Annotated in this window: 29 protein-coding genes; 17 read left to right on the top strand and 12 right to left on the bottom strand. The window is 71.4% G+C overall.

Annotated elements, in window-relative coordinates; genetic code table 11:
• Window positions 1–10 precede the first annotated feature (10 nt).
• Window positions 11–496, bottom strand: a complete 486-nt coding sequence (locus LPA41_RS35710; RefSeq protein ID WP_229075676.1) for a hypothetical protein — start codon at window positions 494–496, stop codon at window positions 11–13.
• A 45-nt stretch (window positions 497–541) separates the two neighbouring features.
• Between LPA41_RS35710 and LPA41_RS35705 the strand changes: the two genes are divergently transcribed.
• A complete protein-coding gene (locus LPA41_RS35705; RefSeq protein ID WP_229075725.1) occupies window positions 542–1570 on the top strand; it encodes a 4-hydroxy-3-methylbut-2-enyl diphosphate reductase in 1029 nt (342 codons plus the stop codon).
• On the opposite strand, the gene LPA41_RS35700 is transcribed toward LPA41_RS35705, so the two are convergent.
• On the bottom strand, window positions 1557–2696 hold the full coding sequence (locus LPA41_RS35700; RefSeq protein WP_229075675.1) for a DNA recombination protein RmuC: 1140 nt from the start codon (window positions 2694–2696) through the stop codon (window positions 1557–1559). The two genes, LPA41_RS35705 and LPA41_RS35700, sit on opposite strands and share 14 nt — an antisense overlap.
• Before the next feature lie 54 nt (window positions 2697–2750).
• Here LPA41_RS35700 and LPA41_RS35695 point away from each other — a divergent pair, with 54 nt between their 5' ends.
• Window positions 2751–3491 (top strand): DUF2076 domain-containing protein, encoded by a 741-nt coding sequence (locus LPA41_RS35695; RefSeq protein WP_229075674.1) that lies wholly within the window; start codon window positions 2751–2753, stop codon window positions 3489–3491.
• On the opposite strand, the gene LPA41_RS35690 is transcribed toward LPA41_RS35695, so the two are convergent.
• From LPA41_RS35690 to LPA41_RS35675, 4 genes are all read right to left on the bottom strand, one after another.
• Window positions 3488–4054, bottom strand: a complete 567-nt coding sequence (locus tag LPA41_RS35690) for a hypothetical protein (RefSeq protein WP_229075673.1) — start codon at window positions 4052–4054, stop codon at window positions 3488–3490. The two genes, LPA41_RS35695 and LPA41_RS35690, sit on opposite strands and share 4 nt — an antisense overlap.
• A gap of 157 nt (window positions 4055–4211) precedes the next feature.
• Window positions 4212–6749, bottom strand: a complete 2538-nt coding sequence (valS, locus tag LPA41_RS35685; RefSeq protein WP_229075672.1) for a valine--tRNA ligase — start codon at window positions 6747–6749, stop codon at window positions 4212–4214.
• 56 nt (window positions 6750–6805) lie between these two features.
• Window positions 6806–7303, bottom strand: coding sequence for a methylated-DNA--[protein]-cysteine S-methyltransferase (locus LPA41_RS35680; protein WP_229075671.1), 498 nt, complete (start codon window positions 7301–7303; stop codon window positions 6806–6808).
• A gap of 125 nt (window positions 7304–7428) precedes the next feature.
• Entirely contained in the window at window positions 7429–8883 is a 1455-nt protein-coding gene (locus LPA41_RS35675) for an AlkA N-terminal domain-containing protein (protein ID WP_229075670.1), read from the bottom strand.
• Between the two features lie 109 nt (window positions 8884–8992).
• Here LPA41_RS35675 and LPA41_RS35670 point away from each other — a divergent pair, with 109 nt between their 5' ends.
• From LPA41_RS35670 to LPA41_RS35645, 7 genes are all read left to right on the top strand, one after another.
• On the top strand, window positions 8993–9787 hold the full coding sequence (locus LPA41_RS35670) for an alpha/beta fold hydrolase (RefSeq protein ID WP_229075669.1): 795 nt from the start codon (window positions 8993–8995) through the stop codon (window positions 9785–9787).
• Window positions 9788–9810: 23 nt separating this feature from the next.
• A complete protein-coding gene (gene ychF / locus LPA41_RS35665; RefSeq protein WP_229075668.1) occupies window positions 9811–10896 on the top strand; it encodes a redox-regulated ATPase YchF in 1086 nt (361 codons plus the stop codon).
• Between the two features lie 302 nt (window positions 10897–11198).
• Window positions 11199–11441, top strand: coding sequence for a UTRA domain-containing protein (locus LPA41_RS35660; protein ID WP_255691244.1), 243 nt, complete (start codon window positions 11199–11201; stop codon window positions 11439–11441).
• Window positions 11442–11483: 42 nt separating this feature from the next.
• A complete protein-coding gene (locus LPA41_RS35655; protein ID WP_229075666.1) occupies window positions 11484–11723 on the top strand; it encodes a hypothetical protein in 240 nt (79 codons plus the stop codon).
• Window positions 11720–12115, top strand: coding sequence for a PIN domain-containing protein (locus tag LPA41_RS35650; RefSeq protein ID WP_229075665.1), 396 nt, complete (start codon window positions 11720–11722; stop codon window positions 12113–12115). Before LPA41_RS35655 ends, LPA41_RS35650 begins: the two co-directional genes overlap by 4 nt.
• A gap of 9 nt (window positions 12116–12124) precedes the next feature.
• Window positions 12125–12403, top strand: coding sequence for a helix-turn-helix domain-containing protein (locus LPA41_RS43405; RefSeq protein WP_374238254.1), 279 nt, complete (start codon window positions 12125–12127; stop codon window positions 12401–12403).
• Between the two features lie 300 nt (window positions 12404–12703).
• Window positions 12704–13006, top strand: coding sequence for a DUF1905 domain-containing protein (locus LPA41_RS35645; protein ID WP_229075664.1), 303 nt, complete (start codon window positions 12704–12706; stop codon window positions 13004–13006).
• 45 nt (window positions 13007–13051) lie between these two features.
• Here the strand turns inward: LPA41_RS35645 and LPA41_RS35640 are convergent, their stop codons facing one another.
• Window positions 13052–13516: a GNAT family N-acetyltransferase gene (locus LPA41_RS35640; protein ID WP_229075663.1), complete on the bottom strand. Its 465-nt coding sequence runs from the start codon at window positions 13514–13516 to the stop codon at window positions 13052–13054.
• A gap of 62 nt (window positions 13517–13578) precedes the next feature.
• Between LPA41_RS35640 and LPA41_RS35635 the strand changes: the two genes are divergently transcribed.
• Window positions 13579–14196, top strand: a complete 618-nt coding sequence (locus LPA41_RS35635; protein ID WP_229075662.1) for a TetR/AcrR family transcriptional regulator — start codon at window positions 13579–13581, stop codon at window positions 14194–14196.
• A 217-nt stretch (window positions 14197–14413) separates the two neighbouring features.
• On the opposite strand, the gene LPA41_RS35630 is transcribed toward LPA41_RS35635, so the two are convergent.
• Both LPA41_RS35630 and LPA41_RS35625 read right to left on the bottom strand, forming a co-directional pair.
• Window positions 14414–15166 (bottom strand): phosphoesterase PA-phosphatase, encoded by a 753-nt coding sequence (locus tag LPA41_RS35630; RefSeq protein WP_229075661.1) that lies wholly within the window; start codon window positions 15164–15166, stop codon window positions 14414–14416.
• A 43-nt stretch (window positions 15167–15209) separates the two neighbouring features.
• Window positions 15210–15764, bottom strand: a complete 555-nt coding sequence (locus LPA41_RS35625) for a MarR family winged helix-turn-helix transcriptional regulator (protein WP_229075660.1) — start codon at window positions 15762–15764, stop codon at window positions 15210–15212.
• Between the two features lie 245 nt (window positions 15765–16009).
• On the opposite strand from LPA41_RS35625, the gene LPA41_RS35620 reads away from it, so the two are divergent.
• The 3 genes from LPA41_RS35620 to LPA41_RS35610 are packed head-to-tail and all read left to right on the top strand — an operon-like array spanning window position 16010 to window position 18574.
• Entirely contained in the window at window positions 16010–16948 is a 939-nt protein-coding gene (locus LPA41_RS35620; protein WP_229075659.1) for a G5 domain-containing protein, read from the top strand.
• 49 nt (window positions 16949–16997) lie between these two features.
• Complete coding sequence (locus tag LPA41_RS35615) at window positions 16998–17831, top strand: nucleotidyltransferase domain-containing protein (RefSeq protein ID WP_229075658.1); 834 nt, start codon at window positions 16998–17000, stop codon at window positions 17829–17831.
• Window positions 17828–18574, top strand: coding sequence for a Type 1 glutamine amidotransferase-like domain-containing protein (locus LPA41_RS35610; protein ID WP_374238250.1), 747 nt, complete (start codon window positions 17828–17830; stop codon window positions 18572–18574). The genes LPA41_RS35615 and LPA41_RS35610 overlap by 4 nt, the downstream gene beginning before the upstream one ends.
• Window positions 18575–18607: 33 nt before the next feature.
• On the opposite strand, the gene LPA41_RS35605 is transcribed toward LPA41_RS35610, so the two are convergent.
• Together LPA41_RS35605 and LPA41_RS35600 are read right to left on the bottom strand one after the other, a co-directional pair.
• Window positions 18608–18970 (bottom strand): PH domain-containing protein, encoded by a 363-nt coding sequence (locus tag LPA41_RS35605; protein WP_229075657.1) that lies wholly within the window; start codon window positions 18968–18970, stop codon window positions 18608–18610.
• Between the two features lie 24 nt (window positions 18971–18994).
• Window positions 18995–19306, bottom strand: coding sequence for a 4a-hydroxytetrahydrobiopterin dehydratase (locus LPA41_RS35600; protein WP_229075656.1), 312 nt, complete (start codon window positions 19304–19306; stop codon window positions 18995–18997).
• Window positions 19307–19490: 184 nt separating this feature from the next.
• Here LPA41_RS35600 and LPA41_RS35595 point away from each other — a divergent pair, with 184 nt between their 5' ends.
• Window positions 19491–19913 carry a (deoxy)nucleoside triphosphate pyrophosphohydrolase gene (locus tag LPA41_RS35595; protein WP_229075655.1) on the top strand — a complete coding sequence of 141 codons (423 nt, stop codon included), beginning with the start codon at window positions 19491–19493 and terminating at the stop codon, window positions 19911–19913.
• Window positions 19914–19930: 17 nt separating this feature from the next.
• On the opposite strand, the gene LPA41_RS35590 is transcribed toward LPA41_RS35595, so the two are convergent.
• Window positions 19931–21469 (bottom strand): long-chain fatty acid--CoA ligase, encoded by a 1539-nt coding sequence (locus LPA41_RS35590; RefSeq protein ID WP_229075654.1) that lies wholly within the window; start codon window positions 21467–21469, stop codon window positions 19931–19933.
• Between the two features lie 111 nt (window positions 21470–21580).
• On the opposite strand from LPA41_RS35590, the gene LPA41_RS35585 reads away from it, so the two are divergent.
• Genes LPA41_RS35585 through LPA41_RS35575 form a run of 3 tightly spaced genes read left to right on the top strand, consistent with a single transcriptional unit; the run spans window position 21581 to window position 24704 of the window.
• Window positions 21581–22213 (top strand): TetR/AcrR family transcriptional regulator, encoded by a 633-nt coding sequence (locus LPA41_RS35585; RefSeq protein WP_229075653.1) that lies wholly within the window; start codon window positions 21581–21583, stop codon window positions 22211–22213.
• On the top strand, window positions 22210–23619 hold the full coding sequence (locus LPA41_RS35580) for an aldehyde dehydrogenase family protein (RefSeq protein ID WP_229075652.1): 1410 nt from the start codon (window positions 22210–22212) through the stop codon (window positions 23617–23619). Before LPA41_RS35585 ends, LPA41_RS35580 begins: the two co-directional genes overlap by 4 nt.
• A complete protein-coding gene (locus tag LPA41_RS35575) occupies window positions 23616–24704 on the top strand; it encodes an alcohol dehydrogenase catalytic domain-containing protein (RefSeq protein ID WP_229075651.1) in 1089 nt (362 codons plus the stop codon). Before LPA41_RS35580 ends, LPA41_RS35575 begins: the two co-directional genes overlap by 4 nt.
• The last annotated feature ends 424 nt before the right edge of the window (window positions 24705–25128 follow it).

The raw sequence follows: 25128 nt of genomic DNA, 5'->3' as shown, positions 1-25128 counted from the left end.
CACGCTGCACTCAGGGGCGCCGACCCCGCAGCGCCCGCACCAGCAGGATCACCCCTGCGGACAACACCAGACCGGCGTACGCCCACAGCACCACATCCACCACCAGCCGGAACGGTTCCACCGCCCAGTCCGAGGCCTCCGCCAGGCGGCGCGCCTCGGCCGGGGAGTCCGCCGCGGCGCCCCGCTCCAGCCAGGTGAACGGCCAGCCCCGGTAGGCGAACCAGCCGAACATCCCACCCAGCACGGTCCGTTCCACCGCCAGACCGGCGGCCAGGCCGGCCGGGATGATCATCGCGACCGCCGCGGCGACCCGCCGGGCCGGCAGCCGCAGCCGGTCCCAGCAGAGCAGGACCAGGCCTCCGCCGATCGGCAGGGCGCCCGTGGACGCGGCCTGTGGATCGCCCGAGAGCAGGGTCATCACCAGCCAGAACCCGCCGGCGAGCAGCCCCAGCGAGCCCGCCGCGAACCGGGCCAGGGCGATGCCGGTCGTCGTCATGTACGGCAGTGTGCCGGACCGGCGCCGGTGACGGATGTGGCATCGATCGCAGAGGGGCGAGCGGTGCGGCGGGCCACGTACCATGGCCGGGTGACCGAATCTCGTAAGCGGGTGTTGCTCGCCAAGCCGCGTGGCTACTGCGCCGGCGTCGACCGGGCCGTGCAGACCGTGGAGGAGGCGCTGAAGCTCTACGGCGCCCCGGTCTACGTGCGTAAGCAGATCGTGCACAACAAGCACGTGGTCAGCACCCTGGAAGCCCGCGGTGCGATCTTCGTGGAGGAGAACTACGAGGTCCCCGAGGGGTCGACCGTCGTGTTCTCCGCGCACGGGGTGGCGCCCGAGGTGCACGACCAGGCCCGCGAGCGCAACCTCAAGGCGATCGACGCGACCTGCCCGCTGGTCACCAAGGTGCACCACGAGGCGAAACGGTTCGCCGCGGAGGACTACGACATCCTGCTGATCGGTCACGAGGGGCACGAGGAGGTCATCGGCACCGCCGGTGAGGCCCCCGCGCACATCCAGCTCGTCGACGGACCCGACGACGTGGCGAACGTGGTGGTCCGCGACCCGGCCAAGGTCGTCTGGCTGTCGCAGACCACCCTCTCGGTCGACGAGACCATGGAGACGGTGGCCCGGCTCAAGACCCGGCTGCCGCTGCTGCAGTCGCCGCCCAGCGACGACATCTGCTACGCCACCTCCAACCGGCAGCACGTGATCAAGGAGATCGCCCCGGACTGCGACGTGGTGATCGTGGTCGGTTCGCGGAACTCGTCCAACTCGGTGCGGCTCGTCGAGGTCGCCCTCGGCGCCGGTGCCCGCGCCGGCCACCTGGTCGACTACGCCTCCGAGATCCAGGACGAGTGGCTGACCGGCGCGACCACGGTCGGTGTCTCCTCCGGTGCCAGCGTCCCCGAGGAGCTGGTCATGGAGGTGCTCGCGCACCTGGCCGAGCGCGGCTTCGGCGAGGTCACCGAATACACCACCGCCGAGGAGCGCCTGACCTTCTCGCTGCCCCAGGAGCTGCGCCGCGACATGAAGGCGGCCGCCGCTGCCGCCGCGGTCAAGGCTGGCTGAGCTCCGGGGCCTGCGGCTGCCGCGGGAGGACCTCGACCTGCGGAGTCTCGGGGAGGTCCTCGTCGGCGACGCCCATCTCGGCGAGTCTGCGGGCGCTCACCAGCACCCGTGACTCCAGGGAGCCGACCGCCTTGTTGTAGGCGGTGACCGCCCCGGCCAGCGACGTGCCCAGCTTGCCGACGTGGTCGCCGAGAGTGGACAACCGGCCGTACAGCTCCCGGGCCAGCCCGTGCACGGCGACCGCGTTGCGGGCCAGTTCCTCCTGACGCCACGAGTACGCGATGGTCCGCAGCAGCGCGATCAGGGTCGCCGGGGTGGCCAGCACCACGTTGCGGCGGAACGCGTGCTCCATCAGCGTCGGGTCGCGCTGCAGGGCCGCGTCCAGGAACGGGTCCGCCGGCACGAACAGCACCACGAAGTCCGGCGCCGACTCGAACGCCGTCCAGTACTTCTTCGCCGACAACTGGTCCACATGCACCCGCACATGGCGGGCGTGCATGTCCAGGTGCGCGTCGCGGGTACGTTCGTCGCGCGCCTCCATGGCCGACAGGTAGGCGTCCAGCGGCGCCTTCGCGTCCACCACCACCGCCCGCCCGCCGTGCAGCCGGACCACCAGGTCGGGCCGGACACCCTGATCGTCGGTGGCCGCGGTGACCTGCTCGGCGAAGTCGCAGTGCTCCAGCAGCCCCGCCGCCTCCACGATGCGCCGCAGCTGGTGCTCGCCCCAGCGGCCGCGGACCTGCGGCGCGCGCAGCGCCGACACCAGCTGCCGGGTCTCGGTGCGCAGTTCACCGGAGACCGCGCCCATGGCCCGCACCTGCTCGCGCAACTCCGCGTACGCGTCCACCCGGTCGTGCTCCAGCTGCGCGACCCGGTCCTCGTAACGGCGCAGCAGGTCCTGCAACGGCGCGGTCGCCCGGGCCACCGCCTCCTGCGACTGGGCGGTCGCCTCATAGGACAGTGACCGCAGCGACTGCTCGAGACGCTGCTCGCCCTCCCGGGCCGCCTCCACGGTCGCCTCCAGCCGGGCGATGTCGGTGGCGGCCCGCGTCCGCGCGAGCAGCCAGCCGAGGGCGGCACCCGCGGCGAGACAGACCAGGATCACAGCCAGCGTCGAGAACGTCACCTCCGCAGATTGCCAGACCGGTGCGACATGACCGGCGGAGGTACCGTGGGAAACATGAAGGGCGTGTTACTCATCCTGGTCATCCTCGCGGTGGTGGCCCTGGTCATCGCGGCGACGCAACGCAATGGGCAGGCCCGCCGGCAGACCCAGCTCGAGGACGCCCGCGCCGAGGCGCAGCGGTGGTACGAGCGGCTCGGCGGCCAGGTGATGAACCTGGTGTCCGAGGAACCGGCGGCCCGGCAGGCGCTCGCCGACGCCGGCGAGCGCTACAACGCCGCCGGTGGGCAGCTGCAGCAGGCCAACACGGTCCGGCAGTTCGAGCTGGCCCGGGAGTCGGCGCTGGAAGGGCTCACCTATGTGCGGGCCGCGCGCACCGCCATGGGCATCGACCCCGGCCCGGAGCTGCCGCCGCTGGCGAGTTCGCAGGGCACCGGGCGGATCACCCAGGATCGTGAGGTGACCGTCCAGGGACACCACTACCGGGCCGGTCCGCAGCCGGGCCCGGGCACGCCCTACTACTACCCGGGCGGCCGGGTGCAGGGTCGCCCGGTGCCCGCCGGGTGGTATTCGACGCCGGTGTGGAAGACCGCGCTCGGCACCGGCGCGGGTGTGCTCGGCGGGATGCTGATCTTCGACGCGCTGCTCTCGCCGGGCTTCGGTGACATGGGCTTCGACGGCGGCGACTGGGGTGGCGACGACATGCAGGCCGGCGACTTCGGCGGCGGGGACCTCGGCGGCGGTGACTGGGGTGGCGGCGATTTCGGTGGTGGCGATTTCGGGGGCGGCGACTTCTAGAAGCGGCGGACCGGCTGGTTCTTCTTCACCAGCATCCAGTGGTCGAGTTCCCGGCGCAGCGCCCGCGAACTCGGCCACAGCTGCGTCAGGTCGGCGGTGAAAGCCGGCCCCCGCGCGGTGTCGGTCAGCGCCGGCCCGCCGTCCGCGGTGTCCTGCACCTGGTGCACGGTGTCCAGGTCACCGGGGACCACTTCGAGGATCGTGCGCAGGCCCGCCCGGCGGATCACCACGGCGGCCACGTCCTTCCACTCCACCAGGACCGGGTCGCTGTCCTGCGCCGCGAGTTCCACGCCGGCCTCGGACACCCGCACCCAGGTCGGCAGCGCCGCCCGGGCGGAAACCGTATAGATCCCGGCGGCGCCCGCGCCCACGGCGACCGCCTGCAACGTGGTGACCCACCACGGGTCGCCGGCGTCGCGCAGCAGCCAGGCCAGCACGGGGGACACCACCAGGTAGGCGACCATCAGCGCGGCGAAGAGCATCAGGAAGGTCCGCGCCGGCGAGGAGCGGAACAGCACCGCGTCCCGGGCCGGGGCCTGGACCTCCTCCGGGGCGAACGACATGCCCTAATGGTGGACCACCGGACGGCCCGGTCACCGGCGTTCGGCGAGACCCGCGCGGTCAAGCCTCACCCGGGCGTTCGCCGAGACCCGCGAGGTCGAGCCTCGCCGGGCGTTCGGCGAGACCCGCGCGGGCCTCGCCGAACACCGGGATGCCGGGTCAGAACGCGCAGGCGATCACGAGCTCCGGCGTACGGTCCCGGAGCAGGTCCAGCTTCGTGATCCGCCCCGCGGCCCGGAAGTCGCCCTCGATCAGCTCCAGCCGGTCCAGCATCGCGGCCGGCCCCAGCGCCTCGGCGAGCGGCACCTCGGTGCGCATCGACAGTTTCCGGTCCGACTTGGCCCGGCGGACCTGCCGCAACGCCTCACCGGCGAGATCGAGCAGCGCCGGGTCGCTCTCCGGCGCCACCCGGGTCAGCTCGTACGACGTCGGCCAGGTCGCCCGGTGCACCGAGCCGTACCGCCACCAGGACCACACCTCCTCCGTCACGTACGGCAGGAACGGCGCGAACAGCCGCAACAGCACCGACAACCCGCCCGCCAGAGCGGCGCGGGCCGAGTCCGCGCCCGGGCCCTCGCCGTACGCCCGGTCCTTGACCAGCTCGATGTAGTCGTCACAGAACGTCCAGAAGAACGACTCGGTGACCTGCAACGCGTCGGTGTGCTGGAACTGCTCGAACGCCGCCGTCGCGTCGGTGACCACGGCCGCCAGCCGGCCCAGCATCGCCCGGTCCAGCGGCTCGGTGACCGGCTCCCGCAGCGCCTGCCCGGCGCCCAGGCCGAGCGCGAACTTCGACGCGTTCAGCAGCTTCGTCGCCAGCCGCCGGCCGACCTTGAGCTGCGCCGGCTCGAACGCCAGGTCGGCGCCGGGACGGCCGCTCGCCGCCCAGTACCGCACCGCGTCCGACCCGTACTGCTCCAGCAGCGCGACGGGCGTCTCCACCGTGTTGCCCTGCGACTTCGAGATCTTCTTGTGGTCCGGGTCGAGGATCCAGCCGGACAGCACCGCGCGTTCCCACGGCAGCCGGTCGCCGAGCTGATCGGCGCGCAGCACCGACGCGAACAACCAGGTCCGGATGATCTCCTGACCCTGCGGGCGGAGATCCATCGGGTACGTCCGGGCGTGCAGATCCTCGTCGGTGCTCCACCCGGTCACGATCTGCGGGGTCAGTGACGACGTGGCCCACGTGTCCATGACGTCCGGGTCGGCGGTGAAACCACCCGGGACGTCCCGCTGCGACTCGTTGAACCCGGGCGGGCACTCCGACGACGGGTCGACCGGCAGCGCCGCGTCGTCCGGTGTCAGCAGCCGCGTGTGGTCGGGTTCGCCGTTGCCGTCCAGTTCGTACCAGACCGGGACCGGGACGCCGAAGAACCGCTGCCGGCTGATCAGCCAGTCACCGGTCAGACCGCCGACCCAGTGGTCGTACCGGTGACGCATGCTCTCCGGCACCCACCGCAGCTCGCGCCCCCGCCCCAGCAGCCGCTCCCGCAGGTCGGCGTCGCGCCCGCCGTTGCGGATGAACCACTGCCGGCTGGTGACGATCTCCAGCGGGGTGTCGCCCTTCTCGTAGAACTTGACTGGATGCGTGATCGGCTGCGGCTCACCGAGCAGGTCACCGGACTCGCGCAGCAGCCGGACCATCTCCTTGCGGGCGGCCGACACGGTCAGCCCGGCGAACCCCTGGTAGGCAGCCGACGGGACACCCGCCGGCCGGTCCGGCAGGAACCGCCCGTCCCGGCCCAGGACGACCCGGGTGTCCAGCTTCAGGTCCCGCCACCACGTGACGTCGGTCAGGTCGCCGAACGTGCAGACCATCGCGATGCCCGTACCCTTGTCCGGCGCCGCCAGCGGGTGCTCCCGCACCGGGACCTCGACGTCGAAGAACGGCGTCCGCACCGAGGTGAGACCCGCGAAGCGGGGATCGCCCGGATGATGCACCAGCGCGACACACGCCGGCAGCAGCTCCGGCCGGGTCGTGTCCACCTCGATCGGGCCGTCCGGGCCGTGGAAGCGCAGCTTGTGATAGGCGCCCGGGCGTGGCCGGTCCTCCAGTTCGGCCTGCGCGACAGCGGTCCGGAAGCCGACGTCCCACAGGGTCGGGGCCTCCGCGGTGTACGCCGCACCGGCCCGCAGGTTCGCCAGGAACGCCCGCTGCGACACCGCACGCGCCTTCGCGCCGATCGTCGAGTACGTCAGTCCCCAGTCGACGCTGAGGCCCAGGCGCCGCCACAGCGACTCGAACGCCTTCTCGTCCTGGGCGGTCAGTCGCTCGCACAACTCGACGAAGTTGCGCCGCGAGATCGAGACCGGTGGCTTCGGCGGTTTCGCCGGCGGCTCCCAGCCCGGCTCGTACGGCAGCGACGGATCACACCGGACCCCGTACACGTTCTGCACGCGGCGCTCGGTGGGCAGGCCGTTGTCGTCCCAGCCCATCGGATAGAAGACGGTCTTGCCATGCATCCGCTGGAACCGCGCGACCGTGTCGGTGTGCGTGTACGAGAAGACGTGCCCGATGTGCAACGAGCCCGATACGGTCGGCGGGGGTGTGTCGATCGAGAACACGTCCGAACGCTCCTTGGAGCGGTCGAACGCGTACGTCCCCTCCCCCTGCCAGTGCGACGCCCACTTCTCCTCGAGGCCGTCCAGCGACGGGCGCTCGGGAAGACCGTGGCGTCCGGTTCCCGTATCAGTCATGCCGCAAGCCTAGGCACCTCCCACGCACGCCGCGACAGCATTGTCACGGCCGCCGGTCAGGGGGTGGCCTCGTGGGCCAGCAGCCACGACTTGATCGGCAGACCCCAGCGGTAGCCGCCGAGCGAACCGTCCGTGCGCAGCACCCGGTGACACGGCAGGATCAACGCGATCGCGTTGCGGGCGCACGCCGACGCGGCACCCCGGACCGCCGACGGGCGCCCGGCCAGATCGGCATAGCGGGTGTACGTCACCGGGGCGCCCGGCTTGATGTGACGCATCACGTCCCACGCCACGGTCATGAAGGCGCCGCTGCTCTTGTGCTCGACCGGCACACCGTCCAGCGCCGTCAGGTCACCGGCGAAGTAGTCCCGGACCGCCGCGCGGACCGGGCCCACGTCGTCGTCGGCCTCGGTCCGGTCCTTCAGGTCCGCGTGCACCAACCGCATCAGCTCGGGCACGTCGGTGGTGAAACCCGACGCCCGGACCACACCGCCCTTGGTCGTGATCACGGTGAACGGGCCGATCGGGGTGTCGAGTGTCGAATGGCGAAGCATGGTCTCTCCTCACGGGAACGGGGGGCCAGCGTTGCCGGAAGGCGCGGTGGTGCGTGCGGCCCTGTGGACAACGGCGGATTGTGGATAACTCCCGGCGGGTGTCGCGGGCCGGTACGTTCGGGTCCTCAGGCGGCGCGCCACAGCCGGATCAGGGCGTAGGAACGCCAGGGCCGCCAGCGTTCCGCGTGCTTGGACAAAGCTTTCGGGGTGTCGGGGAGACCCAGGGCGGCCGCGCCCCGGCGGGCCGCCAGGTCCGTCTCCAGGAAGACGTCCGGGTCGCCGACGGCGCGCATGGCGATGTAACCGGCGGTCCACGGCCCGATCCCGGGGAGTGCTGTCAGGCGGGCGGTGGTCTCCGCCCGGTCGGTGCCGGGTTCCAGGTCGAGGGTGCCGGCGGCGACGGCCTCGGCGAGGGCGCGGAGGGTGGCCCGGCGGGTGGCGGGCATGCCGAACGCCTCATCGGGGAGGGCGGCGAGGGTGTTCGCCGGCGGGAAGCCGGTGAGGGGGAGGGTGTTCGCCGGTGGGAGGCCGGTGAGGTCGGCCGGGGCTTGCGCGGCCCGCAGGATCCGGCCCAGCGTCGTCCGCGCCCCCGCCACGGTGACCTGCTGGCCCACCACGGCACGCACCGCCATCTCGAACCCGTCCACGGCTCGCGGCACCCGCACCCCCGGCTCCCGCCGCACCGCCTCCGCCAGCGCCGGATCCATTCCCAGCATCGCGTCGACCGCGACCGGATCGGCATCGAGATCCAGCAGCCGCCGGCACCGGGCCACCGCCGGCGCGAGGTCCCGCACGTCGCTGAGCCGCAGCGTCGCGTGCACCCACCGCACGTCGGGCCGGAGGGCGACCGTCGCGTTGCCGTGCGGCAGGACCATCCCCCGGCGGTACGTGTCCCCGTCCACCTCGTCCACTCCGGGCAGGGTCCGCGCGGCCAGGAACGTGAGCAGTGCCGCCGCGTGCAGCGGCGGCCGGTAGGCGAGCCGCAACGTGATCACGCCGGCTTCGCCGTGGGTGGCCGCGGGCCGCCGGGTGCGCAGTTCGCTGGGCGAGCCGGCGTAGACCTCGAGCATCGTGTCGTTGAACTGCCGCACGCTGCCGAACCCGGCCGCGAACGCGATCTCCGCGAAGCCGAGTTCGGTGGTCTCGATCAGGATCCGTGCGGTCTGTGCCCGCTGGGCCCGGGCGAGGGCGAGCGGCCCGGCGCCGAGTTCGGTGGTGAGCATTCGGTTGAGGTGGCGTTCGGTGTATCCGAGGCGGCCGGCGAGCCCGGTGACGCCTTCGCGGTCGACGACGCCGTCGCCGATGAGTCGCATGGCGCGGCCGACGGTGTCGGCGCGGACGTCCCAGTCGGGGGAGCCGGGTGCGGCGTCGGGCCGGCAGCGGCGGCAGGCGCGGTATCCGGCGCGCTGAGCGGCGGCCGCGCTGGGGTGGAACGCGACGTTCTCGCGTTTCGGGGTGACGGCGGGGCAGGACGGCCGGCAGTAGATCCCGGTGGTTCGCACGGCCGTGTAGAAGACGCCGTCGAAGCGCGGGTCACGGCTGTCGACGGCGCGGTAGCAGTGCTCGAAGTCCAGCTCCATGCCGTCGAGTCTGCTCCCCGGCACCCGCGGTCGGCTGGCGGCTTTCGGACATGACCGTCCGTGTCAACTAAGGTTGACGATGTGGTTACTGTCAACTACGGTTGACGACATGAGAACGGCGACGTTGACGACGGACATCGGCTGGCGCACGTTCGGCGGCGGCCCCAAGGTCGTGCTCCTGCACGGCGGCATGCAAACCTCGGCGAACCTCACAAAACTGGCGCGGGCCCTCGCGACCACACACACCGTCTACGTCCCGGACCGGCGCGGCCGGGGGCAGAGCGGTCCCGCGGCGCCCGGTCACGGCCTGCGCGCCGAGATCGACGACCTGGCCGCGGTGCTCGGCGAGACCGGTGCGCGAGACGTGTTCGGGCTCAGCTCCGGCGCGGTGGTCGCGTTGCGGGCGGCGCTCGAACTGCCGATCGACCGGCTCGCGCTCTACGAGCCACCGCTCAAGCACGGCGCCCACGATCCGATCTCCTGGCTCCCGCGGTACGAGAAGGAGCTGTCCCGCGGCCGGCGGGCGGCCGCACTGGTGACCGCGACGAAAGGCACCGGCGACTTCCCGCACGTACCCCGGGCCGCCCTGATCCCGCTCGTCGGCCTCGCGATGCGCAGCGGCGAAGGCCGGGTGCTGGCCGAACTCGCGCCGACGATGCGCCTGGACGCGGCGGTGGTGCGGGACGCGGCCGGTCCGCTGGAGCTCTACCGGCAGGTGCGCGCCGACACCCTCCTGCTGGGTGGGGACCGCTCTCCGGCGTACCTCACCGGGGTCTTGAACGGCCTCGAACCGGTCCTGCCGCGAGTGCGCCGGGTAACCCTGACCGGCATGGGTCATCTCGCCGCGGACAACAGCGGCAAGCCCGCCGCGGTCGCTGCCGAACTGCGGCGTTTCTTCGGATAGCCGAACACGTAGACTGGCGTTCCGTGAGCCTCACCATCGGAATCGTCGGCCTGCCCAACGTCGGCAAGAGCACTCTGTTCAACGCCCTGACCAAGAACGACGTGCTCGCCGCGAACTACCCGTTCGCCACGATCGAGCCCAACGTCGGCGTGGTCGGCCTGCCCGACGAGCGGCTCGGGAAACTCGCTGAGCTGTTCAGCAGCGAGAAGATCCTGCCCGCGCCGGTGAGCTTCGTCGACATCGCGGGCCTGGTCCGCGGCGCGTCCAAGGGCCAGGGCCGGGGCAACGCGTTCCTCGCGAACATCCGCGACGCGTCAGCGATCTGCCAGGTGGTCCGTGCGTTCTCCGACCCGAACGTGCTGCACGTCGACGGCAAGGTCTCACCCGCCGACGACATCGAGACGATCAACACCGAGCTGATCCTGGCCGACCTGCAGACGGTCGAGAAGGCGCTGCCGCGCCTGCAGAAGGAAGCGAAGCTCAAGAAGGACAAAGCGGCCACGGTCGCCGCCGCCGAGGCCGCGTTCAAGCTGCTCAACGACGGCGTCACCCTCTACCAGGGCGCCGGCCCCGCCGGCATCGACCTGGACCTGCTGGGCGAGCTGCACCTGCTCACCACCAAGCCCTTCCTGTACGTGTTCAACGTCGACGAGGCCGAACTGGGCAACGAGTCGTTCCTGAACGAGCTGCGCGCGCTCGTCGCACCGGCCGAAGCCGTCTTCATGGACGCGAAGATCGAGTCCGAGCTGATCGAGCTGGACGACGACGAGGCCCTGGAACTTCTCCAGTCCACCGGCCAGTCCGAGCCCGGCCTGAACCGCCTGATCCGGGTCGGCTTCGAGACCCTGGGCCTGCAGACCTACCTGACCGCCGGCCCGAAAGAGGCCCGCGCCTGGGTGATCCCGGTCGGCGCGACCGCCCCCGAGGCCGCCGGCGTCATCCACTCCGACTTCCAGCGCGGCTTCATCAAGGCCGAGATCGTCAGCTTCGACGACCTGATGGCCGCCGGCTCCATGTCCGCCGCGAAGGCCGCCGGCAAGGTCCGCATGGAGGGCAAGGACTACATCATGAAGGACGGCGACGTCGTCGAGTTCCGCTTCAACGTCTGATCTCGCTCCGGCGCCCGGCATCGTTGCTGCCGGGCCCCAACCACCTCAGCGTGCTCGCCCTGTGCCGGGCACCAGCCGGTCCATGAGCAACGAGTCGTTCCTGAACGAGCTGCGCGCACTCGTCGCACTGGCCGAGACCGTCTTCATGGACCGCCGGCCCGAAAGAGGCCCGCGCCTGAGTGATCCCGGTCGGCGCGACCGCCTCGAAGGCGTCGGGGTCACCCTGAGTCAGCCGCCCTGGCTAGGGCTTCGCCGTCCATGGCGAGGTCTTGATCTGCTAGCGCTACGAAATCGCGGTGATCATGGACCTGAAACCGCGACTTCGTAGCGCTAGCAGATCAACAACGCCACGCGGACCCCACGCGGAGACGCTCGTGTGCCGGGTGCCCACCTCCGCTGAGGCAGAAGTGCTGAGCCTGCCCAGGGGTACACCGGTCGTCGCGATCACCCGCCGCGCGTACACCGGTGCCCGGCGGTGCGTGGAGGTCAACGAGATGGTTCTGGACAGCAGCGCCTACACCTTGGAGTACCTCTTCAACGCGTAGTCAAGCAGGCGGCGCCTGGTAATACCGTGGTATGGTCGCCGCATGGCAAGGACCAAGAAGGTCACCATCACGCTGCCGGTGGAGCTGCTGGACAGCATGAAGTCGCACACCGAGAACATCTCCGGCTACCTCACCGAGTTGGCCGAGCGAGCGGAGCGGCGCCGGCTTCTTCGGGAAGAGCTGGACCGATACCAAAGCGAGTTCGAAGCATTCACCGACAGTGAGATGGCCGAGGCTCGGGCACTCCTGCACGGCGCCGAGGAGACTGGGCGCGCGGCGTGAGCCTCGAGTCGCTGGTGCTCGACTCGCAAGGCTTCTCAGGATGGATCGACCGAGATCGTAAGGTGATGCAACTGCTGGAGCAGGCCGAGCGGGATGGGACCGATCTTGCGATGTCGGCCGCTACCATCATCGAGGTCTCCCACTCCGGCGTGGACGTCGCTCGGCTGAGCTGGCTGCTGTCCCAAATCCGGGTGGAGGCGGTGACGAAGGAAAGTGCCCGCCGCAGTTCGGAGCTGTTGAAGGCAGCGGGTCTGCACGGGCACAAGTACGCCATCGATGCCATGGTCGCCGAGGTGGCGCTACGACTACCGGTGCCGGTCGGGATCCTGACGTCCGATGTCGATGACTTGTCGAAGCTGTGCGGGCCAAGGGTCAGGACCATCCGGCTGTAGGAGAACTTCATCGCCCCGCTCGGGATCACTCCGACCAAGGTCGCCGTGGCTGTCGGAGTGCCACTCCGCCGGGTCACCGAGATCGTCCACGGCAAGTGGCGGATCACAGCTGACACCGCACTTCGTCTCGCGCGTTACTTCGGCACTACCGAGCTGTCTTCATGGACCGCCGGCCCGGAAGAGGCCCGCGCCTGGGTGATCCCGGTCGGCGCGACCGCCCGAGGCCGTCGGTGTCAACCTGTGTCAGCCGCCCTGGCTCGGGCTCCGCCGTCCATGGCGAGGTCTTGATCTGCTAGCGCTACGAAATCGCGGTGATCATGGACCTGAGACCGCGATTTCGTAGCGCTAGCAGATCAACAACGCACGGGGTGCCGATCGGCGAGGACGAGCGCTCCGTCGATGAGCTCTATGTGACACGGTGCGTGGGGGAGCCGGTCCAGGTCGTCCGCGAACCATCCCTCCGGGCGGGGAGGGTGCATCCACTCGGGCACCGGGTTCATGCCGCCACGGTAGCGAGCGGCCGGGTGTTCCGCGTCGGCCGTCTTGCGGGCTGCGGGCTGCGGCGGCCGGTTGGTTCAATGGGTAACCGTGGAGTGGGTCTTCGACAGCGAGATCATCGAGTGGCGCGGCCCGGCGCCGTACTACTTCGTCGCCATGTCCGAATCCGACAGCGCCGAGCTGAAGGAGGCGGCGCGGTCGCTGATCTACTGGGGGCAGGTCCCGGTGCGGGTGGTCATCGGGGAAACCGAGTTCACGACGGCGCTGTTCCCTCGGGAGGGACGCTACCTGGTGCCGCTCAAGGACGCCGTCCGGCAGGCGGAGGACTTGGACGAGGGCGACGTCGTGACGGTGACGCTGACCCCGGGCCGCCGATCCGACCCGGCCAGGTGACGGCACCGGCGCTTTGCTCGGCGGCGCCGGACTCTGCCGGGCGGATCAGCTGACCGGCTCCAAGGTCCGTTCGTAGCAGACGGACAGGTCCGAGCCGACGTAGGCGCCGAACAGCGGGATCTCCCGGTACCCCTCGCGTTCGTAGAAGCGCATCGCGTCCGGCTGGGCCGGGCCCGTCTCCAGTCGCAAGATGGTCCAGCCGCGCCGTGCCGCAGCGTCCTCCAGGGCGCGCAGCAGAGCGGTCGCCACGCCGGAGCCGCGGGATTCCGGCGTCACGTACATCCGTTTGAGCTCGGCGCTCGTCTCGTCCAGCCGGCGCAGGGCGCCGCAGCCGACGGGTGTGCCGGCGACGGTGGCGACCAGGAAGACGTCGATGTCGGCGGCGGTCGGCGGGGTGCCGGGTTCGTGGTCGCCGCTGCCGTAGCGGGCGTCCAGTTCGGCGCGCTGCGCGGTCCGCAGAGCCGCGCCTTCGGCGTCGTCCCAGGCACGGGGCGTGATGACTGCGGTCATGGGGACCTCCGTTCGTAACAAGCGTTACGGTAACATCTGTGATGGATGGGGAGGTGTGACGCGTGTCTCGAGCAGCGGATCGGTCGGCGCAGGGTGAGGCGCTGTCGCGGGCGGTGTGGAGTGTGCTGGCCGAGCACGGGCTGGAACGGCTGACCGTCCGAGCCGTGGCGGCCGCGGCCGGGTGCACGACCGGTCTGGTGATGCACCGCTTCCCGAACCGGCAGGCGCTGCTCCTGCACGCCCGCCGGCTCCTGCATGAGGTGACCCGGGCCCGGGTGGAGGCGTTGGAGGCAGCCGCGCCGGACGCGCGGGCCGCGCTGCGTGCCGTGCTGCGTCAGAGTTTGGCACTGGACGAGCAGACCCGCCAGGAATCGATCGTCTGGCTGGGCTTCCTCGCCGCCGCCGTGACCGACGACGACCTGATCGCCGAACACCGCCGCAACAACCACGCCTGGCGTGCCCGGGTGGAGCGCCTGGTCGCCGCCGCCGCGCCGGACTGGACCCCCGCACGGGCCGCCACTGTCGCGCTCTCCTTGATCACGATGACCGAGGGCGCGGCCGCGTTCGCCGCCGCCGATCCGGCCGCCTTCCCGGCGGCGGAGCAGGAAACCATGTTGGACACGGCCTTGGCGGCGCACGACCTCTCCGACCCAGGGAGTACGGGCCAAGCATCCGAGTGACCACCGAAAGGCAGGCCGGCAGTCCCGGGCGGTCAGCGGAGATGGACCGTGCGCACGCCGGCAGGCCACGAGGATGAGGCCGTGCGCACGCCGGCCGCCGGCAGGCCACGAGGATGAGGCCGTGCGCACGCCGGCCGCCGGCAGGCCACGAGGATGAGTCCGTGCGCGCGGCGGCTGCAGGTGAGGCCGCGCCCGACGGAAGGCCGACCCCGTGTCGTCAGCGCAGCAGGGGGAAGACCGTGCCGGCGATCAGAGCGCCGACCAGGGCGCCCACCACCACCTGGGCCCGGGTGTGTGCCGTCAGTTTGACGCGGGCCCAGCATCCCAGCAGCACCAGGGGCACGCCGAGCAGGGCGATCGGGCCGTGCACCGCGGTCAGGGCGGCCACCGTGCCGGCCGCCACGCCGGCGTGGATGGACATCTTCCACCAGTGTGTGACGGCGGCGAAGACGGCCAGGCCGGCGCCGCCCGCGACGAGCAGGGCGAGCACGTCGCGGGGTGCGCCGAGGGCGATCAGCAGGAGCAGCCCGCAGATCAGGGACGCGGTGCCGAAGAGCAGCGGGATGCGGCGGTCGGCGCGTTCCGGGATGTGGTGGTCGGTGAACCGTCCGCTGCGGACGCCGTGCAGCACGTAACCCAGCGGGATGACCGCGGCGAAGAGCGCGCCGGGCAGGCCCCACCAGCGGGACACGCCGGGGGTGTTGCCGGCGTGCCAGCCGACGGCGAGCAGCAGAAACGCGACCAGGACGGCCGGCGCGAGCACCTCGGAGACCACCCGCGCGAGCCGGACCAGCGGGTCGCCGCTCCGGGGGAGCGGGTCGCCGCTCCCGGCGAGCGAGGTTTCGCTCCGGGCTGGGCGCCCATCGGCTGGGACCGGGACACCTTCGGCGGGGGTGGGGAGTTCTTCGGCCGGGGCCGGGAGCCCTTCGGTGAGGGGCAGGGCGTGATCGTCGGTACCGGCGTTGCGCACGCTCCCATCATCGCAACCCGGCGCCGGAAAGCGCTGCTGGTGATCAGGTGTCGGCGGCCATCGCGGAGAACGCGGCGGCGAGGCGCTCCAGATCGAGGTCGCCGAGGTGGTCGAAGATGTGCCGCCGCACGCTGGCCAGGTGGGTCGGCCACGCCTCCCGCAGCCGGTCCAGGCCTTTCTCGGTGAGCACCGCGTTGGCGCCGCGGGCGTCCTCCTTGCAGCGGATCCGGCGCAGGTAGCCGAGCGACTCCAGTTTCGCGGCGAGCCGGGTCATGCCGCTCAGCGACATGTCGCACGCCGTGGCCAGTTCGCTCATCCGCATCAGCTGGCCGGGTGTCTCGGAGAGGTGGCGCAGCACCGAGTACTCACTGGCGGACATCCGCTGCTCGCGCATCAGGTCGGCATCCAGCGCACGCGGCATGACCAGCAGGAACCGCCCGAGCGCCCGCATCACCGCCTCTTCCTGAGGGGTGAGCGCCGGCGGCGTGGCGGACGTGAGCGCCGGCGATGCGGCGGGGGTGAGCCCGAGCGGTGCGGCGGGGGTGAGCGCGGATGGCCCGGCGCCGTCGTCCGGCGCGGGCGACGTGGTGACGGACATGGTTCCGATCGTACGACCGGGACGCCTCCGGGTCCGCTGTCGACTTTCCGCCTCGCACTGGCAACGCCGGAACGGGGTCGCGGGGCGTGGGGGTCGCCAATTTAGGTGACATTGTGGTGATTTGCGTACGGTCGGTTCGGGGTCACAATACTTCGGTGCAAAACCAGACAACTAGTGACTCTCTGCAGCAACTGCTCGAAATGCCACGAAAGTCTTGGTGGGCTCGTTTGCCGTTCGGTGTCCGGATGACCGCGGGCGCGACCGCGCTTCTCGTGCTCGCCGGTGGCGGCGTGGCCGGCGTGGTCACCATGACCGGGGACGGTGAACCGGTCGCCTCGGCGGAACAGCCGGTCGACGAGCCCGACCTCGGTGCGCCCCAGCTCGAGGAAAGCCCGGAGGTGGTGAGCCGGGCCGCCGCGGCCGCGGAGCCGCTGCCGAAACGGCATACGTCACCGCAGGCGCGCGCGTCCCGGACCGCGACCGGTGCCGCCGACAAGCTCAGCAAAACCCGGGTGGGCGACGACCGCGCCGACCGGACGGGTGCACCCTCCGCCCGTACGCCCGACAAGGAACCCGCCGAGCGGGCCACGCCCGACCGGGCCTCCGCCGAACCCTCGGCCGCGGAGCCGGTGGTGACCACGCGCACCGACGTGGAGACGCGAGTGATCCCGTTCGACACGCAGGTGGTGCGCGACCCGTCGCTGCCCCGGGGCACCCGGATGATCGAGTCGCCGGGCGCGTTCGGCGAGGAGACGCTGCGGTACGTGGTGACGATCACCGACGGGCAGCCGACCGGTCGCCGCCTGGTCGGCTCCGAGGTGACCCGCGAGCCGGAGGCCCGGGTCGTGGTCTTCGGCGCGCGCCGCAAGTCCGACCAGGACTGCGAGGGGCTGCTGCGGATCTGTATGCCGCTGGGTCGCGCGGCCGCCTGCCCCCAGGACGGCAGCGGCGACCAGCCGGGCGGCAAGCCCGGCACCAAGGCCGACGACCGGACCGGCGACCGGGCGGGTGCCGGCGAGGTCGGTGACCGGGCGGCGGGCGCGAAGCGCGACGGCGACGAGGTGTCGCCGCGGCGCGGAGTCGTTCAGGCCGGCTCGTCGGTGATCCTCACCGACGAGGAACTCAAGCTGCTCGACGAGGAAACGCTCGATCGGGTACGCCTGGAGCCCACCGGCCTGTGTTGAAAGCCACCGGTGATTGCGCCGGCCGCCGGTCGAAGATCACCGTAGGGGCATGGCGCTGACCGATGCCGACCTGACCGAGCTGGCCCGTCGCCTCACCGCCGTGCCCGGCGTGGCCGGGGTGGTGCTCGGCGGCAGCCGGGCGCGCGGTCAGCACACCCCGGATTCCGACACCGACCTCGGGATCTACTACCGGGCGCCGCTGGACACCGCCCGGCTGCGTGAGCTGGCCGTGGCGGTCGGCGGGCCGGGCGCCGCGGTGACCGAGCCCGGCGGCTGGGGGCCGTGGGTGGACGGCGGTGGCTGGTTGCGGATCGCCGGCCACCCGGTGGACTGGATCTACCGCGACCTGGATCGGGTGCACCGCTGCTGGGACGACGCGCGACAGGGCCGGTACGCGTTCCACAGCCAGGCCGGTCATCCGCTCGGGGTGCCGGACTTCTCGTACCCCGGTGAACTCGCTCTGTGCCGTGTCCTGGCCGACCCGGCCGGTGAGCTGGCCGCCCTCCAGGGCCGCGTCCGCACCTATCCGAGGCCGCTCGCCGAGGCCCTCGTGGCCGGTCTCTGGGAGGCCGACTTCCTGATCGGCCTGGCGCGCAAGGCGGTGTCCCGCGGCGACAGCTCCTACGTGGCGGGCTGCCTGTTCCGGCTGGTCGGAGTGTGTGCGCACGCGTTGCACGGTGCCGCCGGGCGGTGGCTGGTGAACGAGAAGGGCGCGGTGGCCTCGGCGGCGGCGTTGCCCGGCGCGCCGGAGCGGTTCCGGGCCCGGGTGGACGCGGCATTCGCGGCGGTCAGCGGCGATCCGCTGCAGCTCAGCGTGGCCATCGACGTCGCGGCCGATCTGGTGCTGGAGACGGCCGACGCGTGCGCCATGATGTTGCGGTGACCGCCGACGTTCCCACCATCCTGGCCACCAGTGCGTTCTTCCGCCGGGGGCACCACGGTTCGATGAGCCTGCGCCCCGGCGCGATCCACTACTTCGCGGCGGAGCTGGCGAACGCCCGCCGGGCGCCGCGGATCTGCGTGCTCGCCCAGGCCACCGGGGACCCGGAGACCCGGATCGGCGCGTTCTACGCCGCGTTCGCCGGCACCGAGTTCACCATGTCGCACCTGCAGTTGTTCCCGATGCCGAACGTCGACGACATCCGCGCGCACCTGCTGGCCCAGGACATCATCTGGGTGGACGGCGGCAGCGTGGCGAACCTGTGCGCGGTCTGGCGGGTGCACGGCCTGGACGAGATCCTGCACGAGGCCTGGCAGGCCGGCGTGGTGATGAGCGGGGTGTCCGCCGGCTCGATCTGCTGGCACACCGGCGGCAGCACCGACAGCTACGGGCGCGAGCTGCGTGGGTTCACCGACGGGCTGGGCTGGCTGCCGTACAGCAACGGGGTGCACTACGACGCGGAGGAGCAGCGTCGGCCGAAGATGCACGAGCTGATCGGCGACGGCACGCTGCCGGACGGGTACGCGACCGACGACGGCGCCGGCCTGGTCTACCGCGGCACCACCCTCGCGGAGGCGGTGGCGGATCGGGAGGGCCCGCTGGGGTACGAGTTGAAGCGCGCCGCGGACGGTTCGGTCACCGAGACCCCGCTGCCGACCCGGGTGCTGCCGGAACCGCCGGCTTGATCCCGGCGCCGGTCCGCGGGGTCGGGCGCGGCGTCAGGACGCGCGGCTGAGGATCAGGTTGTGCACCTGGTGTGCCTTGTCGGACCCGCGGAACTCGATCTCGTACGTGTGCGTGCCGACCGTGATCGCGATGGTGCCGGAGGAGAAGAACTGGCCGGCCCAGCTCTTGTTGCTGATCACGCTGACGCTGCTCACCTTGCCGTACGGGATGCTGGTGATCGCGAAGCGCTTACCGACGTAGGACTTGTCCTGGATGATGATCCGCCGGTCGGTGAGGCCGATGAACCCGGTGCCGGCGCCTATCGCGTCGTAGACGGCGATGATCCGTTCGCCCTCGATGAGGCCGCTGCGGATCTGTTCCAGCTGGCCCTTGTTGTCGTACACCGCGTCGCTCATGCGGCGCAGCGTATCGTCGCCGGTCTACGACCGTTCGACGACAGTGCGGTAGAAATCCTCGATCCGGGCAGCCAGCGTGACCTCACCATCGGTGATCGCCGACCCGTCCTGGGCGCCGAGGCAGATCTGAGTGTGACCGTCCACCCGGCGGATGCTGGGCCGGATGTGCAGAGTGTCCGCCGCCACCTTGATCCGCTCGGTCAACGCGGCATGCTGACTGTCGTCACAGGGCAGATCCCGCCGGAGCTGCACCCCGTCACGTGTCCACCCGCCCAGAACCGCGATCGCGTCACTCAGGTAGTCGGCGCCGTTGTTCCGGCGTCGTCTGGACCGCATCAGCCGCACCCCCCTTGGCGTCGTTGCCGGCTTGTGGCCGAACTGTCGCCGTGTCGTCATGGTCGGTGCCCCACAGTTTCGCCTGTCGGGACACCTCTGTCCACGCCCACATATCCGTGTTTGCGTGACGATCGGGGCAGCAACGGGCAACCTGATCGGTGAACTTTTGTGCGATCTTTGTTCTATGCCGCCGGAACCGAACGTCAAAACCTCGCCATCACCCAGGGTGATCGTAGCGGCGGTGATCATCACCGACGGGCGGGTGCTCGCCTGCCAGCGCAGCGCACCGCCCGAGGCGGCGGGCAAATGGGAGTTCCCGGGCGGCAAGGTGGAGGCCGGGGAGACCGAGGAGGACGCCCTGGTCCGCGAGTGCGCCGAGGAGCTGGGTGTCCGGGTCAAGGTCGGTGAGCGGGTCGGCCCGGACGTGCCGCTGGCCCACGGCCGCGCCCTGCTCCGGGTCTACGCCGTCGCCCTGGAGGGCGACGACGTCCCGAAGGCGCTGGAGCACAGCTCCATGCGCTGGCTGACCGTGGACCAGCTGGGCAGCGTCCCGTGGCTGCCGGCCGACCGGCCGATCGTCGCGGAACTGCCCCCACTGCTCCGCTGAGGGCCCGGTCCGGGTCGCTACGCCGAGTACTGCTTGCGCAGCTCCCGCTTCAGCACCTTCATGCTCGGGCCGAGCGGCAGCGACTCGGCGAACCGGATCTGCCGCGGGTACTTGTGCTTGCCGAGGCGCTCCTTGGACCAGTCGACGAGTTCCTGCTCGGTGACACCGGCGTCCTCGAGCACCACCACGGCGCAGATCTCCTCACCGAGCGTGGCGTCCGGGACCCCGATCACCGCGACCTGCTGGATCGCCGGGTGCCGGGCCAGCACCTCCTCGACCTCCCGCGGGTAGACGTTGAAGCCGCCACGGATCACCAGGTCCTTGGTGCGGTCCACGATCCGGATGAAGCCCTCGGCGTCCTTCGCGCCCAGGTCACCGGTGCGGAACCAGCCGTCGATCAGGGCCTCGGCCGTGGCCTCCGGCCGGTTGAGGTAACCGGCGAAGACGTTGTGGCCGCGGATCACGATCTCGCCGAGCTCGCCGTCCGGCACGAACTCGATGCGCTCCGGGATCTCCGGGCGGGCGATCTCCACGTCGACCCCCCAGATCGGGTGCCCGACGGTGCCGGGCCGTGCGCCGAACACCGGTTGGTTCGTGGTGGCGGTCGGTGAGGTCTCGGAGAGCCCGTACCCCTCCCAGATCGGTGATCCGAATGCCTCGGCGAACTTCTCCAGCACCGCGACCGGCAGCGACGCGCCGCCGGAGACGCAGAGCTTGAGCCGGGGCAGCTTCGCCGCCTTCGGGGCCGCCTCGAGCAGGCCGATGTACATCGTCGGTACGCCGTGGAAGATCGTCACGTTCTCGCGGATCATCAGCTCGATCGCGGCCTCGCCGGAGAAGCGGGGCAGCAGCACGAGCGTGCCGCCGAGCCGGAAGGTGGCGTTCATGCCGACCGTCTGGCCGAACGTGTGGAACAGCGGCAGACAGCCCAGCACCACGTCGTCACCGGTCAGCGGGTGCACGTCGAAGACGTTCACCGCCGCGTTCATCACCAGGTTGAGGTGGGTCAGCATGGCACCCTTCGGCTTGCCGGTGGTGCCGCTGGTGTAGAGGATCACCGCGATGTCCTCGGCCTCGGTGGTCGCGTAGGTGTGCAGCGGCTCCACGCCCGCCGACACCTCCTCGAGCCGGGGCGGTTTGGCCGGCAACTCGGCCGGCAGCGGGCCGACGTTCACCAGCTTGGTGCCGGTGGCCGCCGCGGCCGCGCCGCCGACCTGCAGGAACGCCGAGTGCGTGACGATCAGGTCTGCTTGGCTGTCGGTGAGGACGTAACCGACCTCCTCCGGGGTGAGCAGCAGCGAGATGGGCACGATCCGGGCGCCGACCGACAGGGCCGCGTAGTAGACCCGTGGAAAGTCGGCCACGTTCGGGATCATCACGGCCACCGTGTCGCCCCGCGTGACGCCGAGCTCCCGCAATCCGGCCGCATAGGCCCGGGTCTGTGCCCACAGCTCGCGGTAGGTGATGCGCTCGCCGCCGGCGTCGACGATCGCCACCTTGTCGGCGTGGCGGCGCGCGGCCTCGGCGAGGACGGTCGCCAGGGACAGCGTCGTCATACGGAGCCTCCTTCGTAAGCCCGCGAGTGATGTACGTCGCAGTTCCGCCTAAACTAGCGGTGTAAGTTTTTACACGTCCAGTGCTGATTCCGTAATTTCCAGGGAGTTCTCATGGCCCGGCCCCGGCAGGCGCTGCTCACCCGGGAGCGCATCGTCGAGGCGGCGTCCGCATTGATCGACGCCGAGGGCCTGGACGCGCTGTCGATGCGGCGTCTCGCCACCGAGCTGGGCGTGCAGGGTCCGTCGCTCTACAACCACTTCGCGACCAAGGCGGAGATCGTGGACGCGGTGGCCGAGGCGGTGGTGGCGCAGGTCGACATCGACGTGTTCCGCGACAGCGACTGGCGCGAGGCACTGCGGCTCTGGGCGAAGTCGTACCACGCGGTGCTGACCGCCCACCCGAACATCGTTCCGGTGCTGGCCACCGGCCCCGGCCGGCGACCGGCCGGGCTCGCCATGGCGGAGGCGGTCTACGGCGCGCTGCTCGACGCCGGCTGGTCGCGGGCCGGGGCCACCCACATCGGCGCCCTGATGCGCTACCTGATCACCGGCTCGGCGCTGGGCTCGTTCGCGCTGGGCTTCGAGGCCGACCCGGCCGTCTACGACGAGCGCTATCCGCACCTGCACCGCGCCCACGAACTCGCGGCCCACCGGGCCGCGGTCGACGAGGGCGCCTTCGAACTGGGGCTGGACCTGTTGATCGCCGGCCTGACCGAACGCTACGACCAGGGGGTACGCCGATGACGTCGGAATTCCGTGACCAGCTCTACATCGGCGGGCAGTGGGTGCCGCCGGACTCGAGCGAGCGGATCGAGGTGGAGAACCCGTACACCGAGCAGGTCCTGGGGCACGTGCCGGCCGGCACCGCCGCGGACGTCGACCTCGCCGTCTCCGCCGCCCGCCGCGCCTTCGAGGGCTGGGCGGCGACACCGGCCGCCGAGCGCGGCGCGGCACTGAGCCGGTTCCACCAGGCGCTCGCCGCACGCGCCGACGAGATCGCCCGGACCGTGGGCCTCGAACTCGGCACGCCGCTCAAGGTGGCGAAAGCGGTCCAGGCAGGACTTCCGCTCACGGTGCTCTCCGGGTACGCGGAACTGGCCGCCCGCCCCGCCGCCGAGGAGACGATCGGCAACTCGCTCGTCGTGCACGAGCCCGCCGGTGTGGTCGGCGCGATCACGCCGTGGAACTACCCGCTGCACCAGGTGGTGGCGAAGGTCGGCGCGGCCCTGGCGGCCGGCTGCACCGTGGTGCTCAAACCGAGCGAGCTGACGCCGCTGGTGGCGTACCTGCTGCTCGACGCGGCGCACGAGTCGGGCCTGCCGGCCGGTGTCCTCAACCTGGTCACCGGCACCGGCCCGGTGGTGGGCGCGGCGATCGCCGGGCACCCCGACGTCGACCTGGTGTCGTTCACCGGTTCCACCGCGACCGGCCGGGCGATCTCGCGCGCTGCCGCCGACCGGATCGCGAAGGTCTCGCTGGAACTCGGCGGCAAGTCGGCGAACGTCATCCTGGAGGACGCCGACGTCGTCAAGGCGGTGAAGGTGGGTGTCGGTAACGCCTTCCTCAACTCCGGGCAGACCTGCACCGCGTGGACCCGGATGCTGGTGCACCGCAGCCACTACGACGAGGCCGTCGAACTGGCCGCCAAGACCGCGGCCGGGTACACCGTGGGTGACCCGTTCGACCCGGCGACCCGACTCGGCCCGCTCGTCTCGGCCGCCCAGCGCGACCGGGTCCGAGGCTTCATCGAACGCGCCGGCGCCCGCCTGGTCGCCGGTGGCCTCGACGCTCCGGTGCCGGCTACCGGGCACTTCGTGGCGCCGACCGTCTTCGCCGACGTCGACCCGGACAGCGAACTCGCGCAGGAGGAGGTCTTCGGGCCGGTCCTGTCGATCATCGGGTTCGACGACGACGACGAGGCCGTGGCGATCGCCAACAACTCGAAGTACGGGCTGGCCGGCGGGGTCTGGGGCTCGACCGACCGGGCCGTCGCCGTGGCCCGCCGGCTGCGCACCGGCGCGGTCGACGTCAACGGTGGCTCGTTCAACCCGTTCGCCCCGTTCGGCGGGTACAAGCAGTCCGGCATCGGCCGGGAGCTGGGCGCGTACGGCCTGGCCGAGTTCCAGCAGGTGAAGGCCATTCAGCGATGAGCCGTTACATGACCGGGCTGGTCGTCCGGACCGAAGGCACCCCGGCCGAACTCGTCGAGCTGCGGCTCCCCGAGATCGGCCCCGGCCAGGTGCGGGTGCGGATCCGCGCCGCCGGCGTCTGCCACTCCGACCTCTCCATGATCAACGGTACGCTCCGGCCGCCGCACCCGCTGGTCCTCGGCCACGAGGCCGCCGGCGAGGTGGTCGAGGTCGGCGACCACGTCACCCGGGCCAAGATCGGCGACCACGTGGTGCTGAACTGGCAGCCCGCCTGCCGCAGCTGCTGGTTCTGCGAACACGGCCAGCCGTGGCTCTGCTCCACCTCGCACGGCGTCGCCGCCCTGGAGAACGGCCTCACCCTGGACGACGCCCCGGTGCACGTCACCCTCGGGGTCGGTGCGTTCGCCGAACAGGTCGTGGTGCCGGAGAACGCCGTCATCGCCGTACCCCCGGAACTGGAATTCGACCTGGCCGCCCTTCTCGGGTGCGCCATCCTCACCGGGACCGGCGCCGTCCGCAACACCGCCCGGGTCGCCCCCGGCGAATCCGTGCTGGTCATCGGTCTCGGCGGGGTCGGGCTGTCGGCGGTCGCCGCGGCCCGCGCCGCCGGCGCCGCCCAAGTGATCGCGGTCGACGTCAACGAATCGAAGAAAGGCCTGGCCGAGGCGGCCGGCGCCACCGACTTCGTGGCCTCCTCGGAGAACCTGTCCAAGGACATCCGGTCCCGCACGTCACGCCGCGGCGCCGACCACGCCATCGAATGCGTCGGCCGGGCCGCCACCATCCGGGCCGCCTGGCGGGCCACCCGCACCGGCGGCCAGGTCACGGTCGTCGGCATGGGCGCGGCCGACGACATGCTCCAACTGAGCGCACTGGAGATCTTCAGCTCGGCGCGGATCCTGCGGGCGTCCGTGTACGGCCAGGCGGACACCGACCTGGAGATCCCGGCCCTGGCCCGCGACGTCCTGGACGGCAAGCTCGCCCTCGGTCACCTGATCACCGACCGCATCGGCCTGGCCGACGTGCCGGCCGCCTTCGACCGGATGGCCCGCGGCGAGGGCGCCCGCTCCGTCGTCACGCTCTGAGCAGCGGCGTCGGCACTCACGCCACGTGGGTGTCGGCGCCGCCCAGCACGTACGAGTCGTCACCGAAGACGGCCGAGATCTGAAGCCGGCCGCCCAGCGCCGTCCGGCGTTCGGCCAGCCGAAACCTTCGATGTAGTCCCTGCGTGCGCTTCCCCGCCCCGGCGACGGCCTCCGCACCACCAGCCTGCGGTGCGTTTGCGCGGCGGAACCGCCATCTGCACCGCATCATGGGGCGGTGTTGATCTGCTAGCGCTACGAAATCGCGGTTTCAGCCCCTTGATCACAGCGATTTCGTAGCGCTAGTGTCCTGCGCCAGAAATTCGGCTACAAAATCGGGCGAGTGATTCGAGGATCTCTTCAGCGGTCTTGGTCCAGATGAACGGCCGTGGGTTCTGGTTCCAGGCGGCGATCCAGGTCCGGATGT

The organism is Actinoplanes sp. DH11, from assembly GCF_020873875.1.
GTDB lineage: Bacteria > Actinomycetota > Actinomycetes > Mycobacteriales > Micromonosporaceae > Actinoplanes.
Note: the sequence above shows the minus strand (reverse complement) of the source record. Positions and strands in the feature narration are given on the sequence as shown.

Coding starts and splice junctions, on each gene's coding strand:
- valS (WP_229075672.1), bottom strand. CDS start 6,749: ATGACTGATACGGGAACCGGACGCCACGGTCTTCCCGAGCGCCCGTCG.
- LPA41_RS35625 (WP_229075660.1), bottom strand. CDS start 15,764: ATGTCCGTCACCACGTCGCCCGCGCCGGACGACGGCGCCGGGCCATCC.
- LPA41_RS35605 (WP_229075657.1), bottom strand. CDS start 18,970: ATGAGCGACGCGGTGTACGACAACAAGGGCCAGCTGGAACAGATCCGC.
- LPA41_RS35590 (WP_229075654.1), bottom strand. CDS start 21,469: ATGACGACGCTGTCCCTGGCGACCGTCCTCGCCGAGGCCGCGCGCCGC.
- LPA41_RS35615 (WP_229075658.1), top strand. CDS start 16,998: ATGGCGCTGACCGATGCCGACCTGACCGAGCTGGCCCGTCGCCTCACC.
- LPA41_RS35660 (WP_255691244.1), top strand. CDS start 11,199: ATGGACCTGAAACCGCGACTTCGTAGCGCTAGCAGATCAACAACGCCA.
- LPA41_RS35710 (WP_229075676.1), bottom strand. CDS start 496: ATGACGACGACCGGCATCGCCCTGGCCCGGTTCGCGGCGGGCTCGCTG.
- LPA41_RS35620 (WP_229075659.1), top strand. CDS start 16,010: ATGACCGCGGGCGCGACCGCGCTTCTCGTGCTCGCCGGTGGCGGCGTG.
- LPA41_RS35575 (WP_229075651.1), top strand. CDS start 23,616: ATGAGCCGTTACATGACCGGGCTGGTCGTCCGGACCGAAGGCACCCCG.
- LPA41_RS35670 (WP_229075669.1), top strand. CDS start 8,993: ATGAGAACGGCGACGTTGACGACGGACATCGGCTGGCGCACGTTCGGC.
- LPA41_RS35640 (WP_229075663.1), bottom strand. CDS start 13,516: ATGACCGCAGTCATCACGCCCCGTGCCTGGGACGACGCCGAAGGCGCG.
- LPA41_RS35690 (WP_229075673.1), bottom strand. CDS start 4,054: ATGTCGTTCGCCCCGGAGGAGGTCCAGGCCCCGGCCCGGGACGCGGTG.
- LPA41_RS35695 (WP_229075674.1), top strand. CDS start 2,751: ATGAAGGGCGTGTTACTCATCCTGGTCATCCTCGCGGTGGTGGCCCTG.
- LPA41_RS35580 (WP_229075652.1), top strand. CDS start 22,210: ATGACGTCGGAATTCCGTGACCAGCTCTACATCGGCGGGCAGTGGGTG.
- LPA41_RS35675 (WP_229075670.1), bottom strand. CDS start 8,883: ATGGAGCTGGACTTCGAGCACTGCTACCGCGCCGTCGACAGCCGTGAC.
- LPA41_RS35680 (WP_229075671.1), bottom strand. CDS start 7,303: ATGCTTCGCCATTCGACACTCGACACCCCGATCGGCCCGTTCACCGTG.
- LPA41_RS35585 (WP_229075653.1), top strand. CDS start 21,581: ATGGCCCGGCCCCGGCAGGCGCTGCTCACCCGGGAGCGCATCGTCGAG.
- LPA41_RS35600 (WP_229075656.1), bottom strand. CDS start 19,306: ATGCGGTCCAGACGACGCCGGAACAACGGCGCCGACTACCTGAGTGAC.
- LPA41_RS35655 (WP_229075666.1), top strand. CDS start 11,484: ATGGCAAGGACCAAGAAGGTCACCATCACGCTGCCGGTGGAGCTGCTG.
- LPA41_RS35595 (WP_229075655.1), top strand. CDS start 19,491: ATGCCGCCGGAACCGAACGTCAAAACCTCGCCATCACCCAGGGTGATC.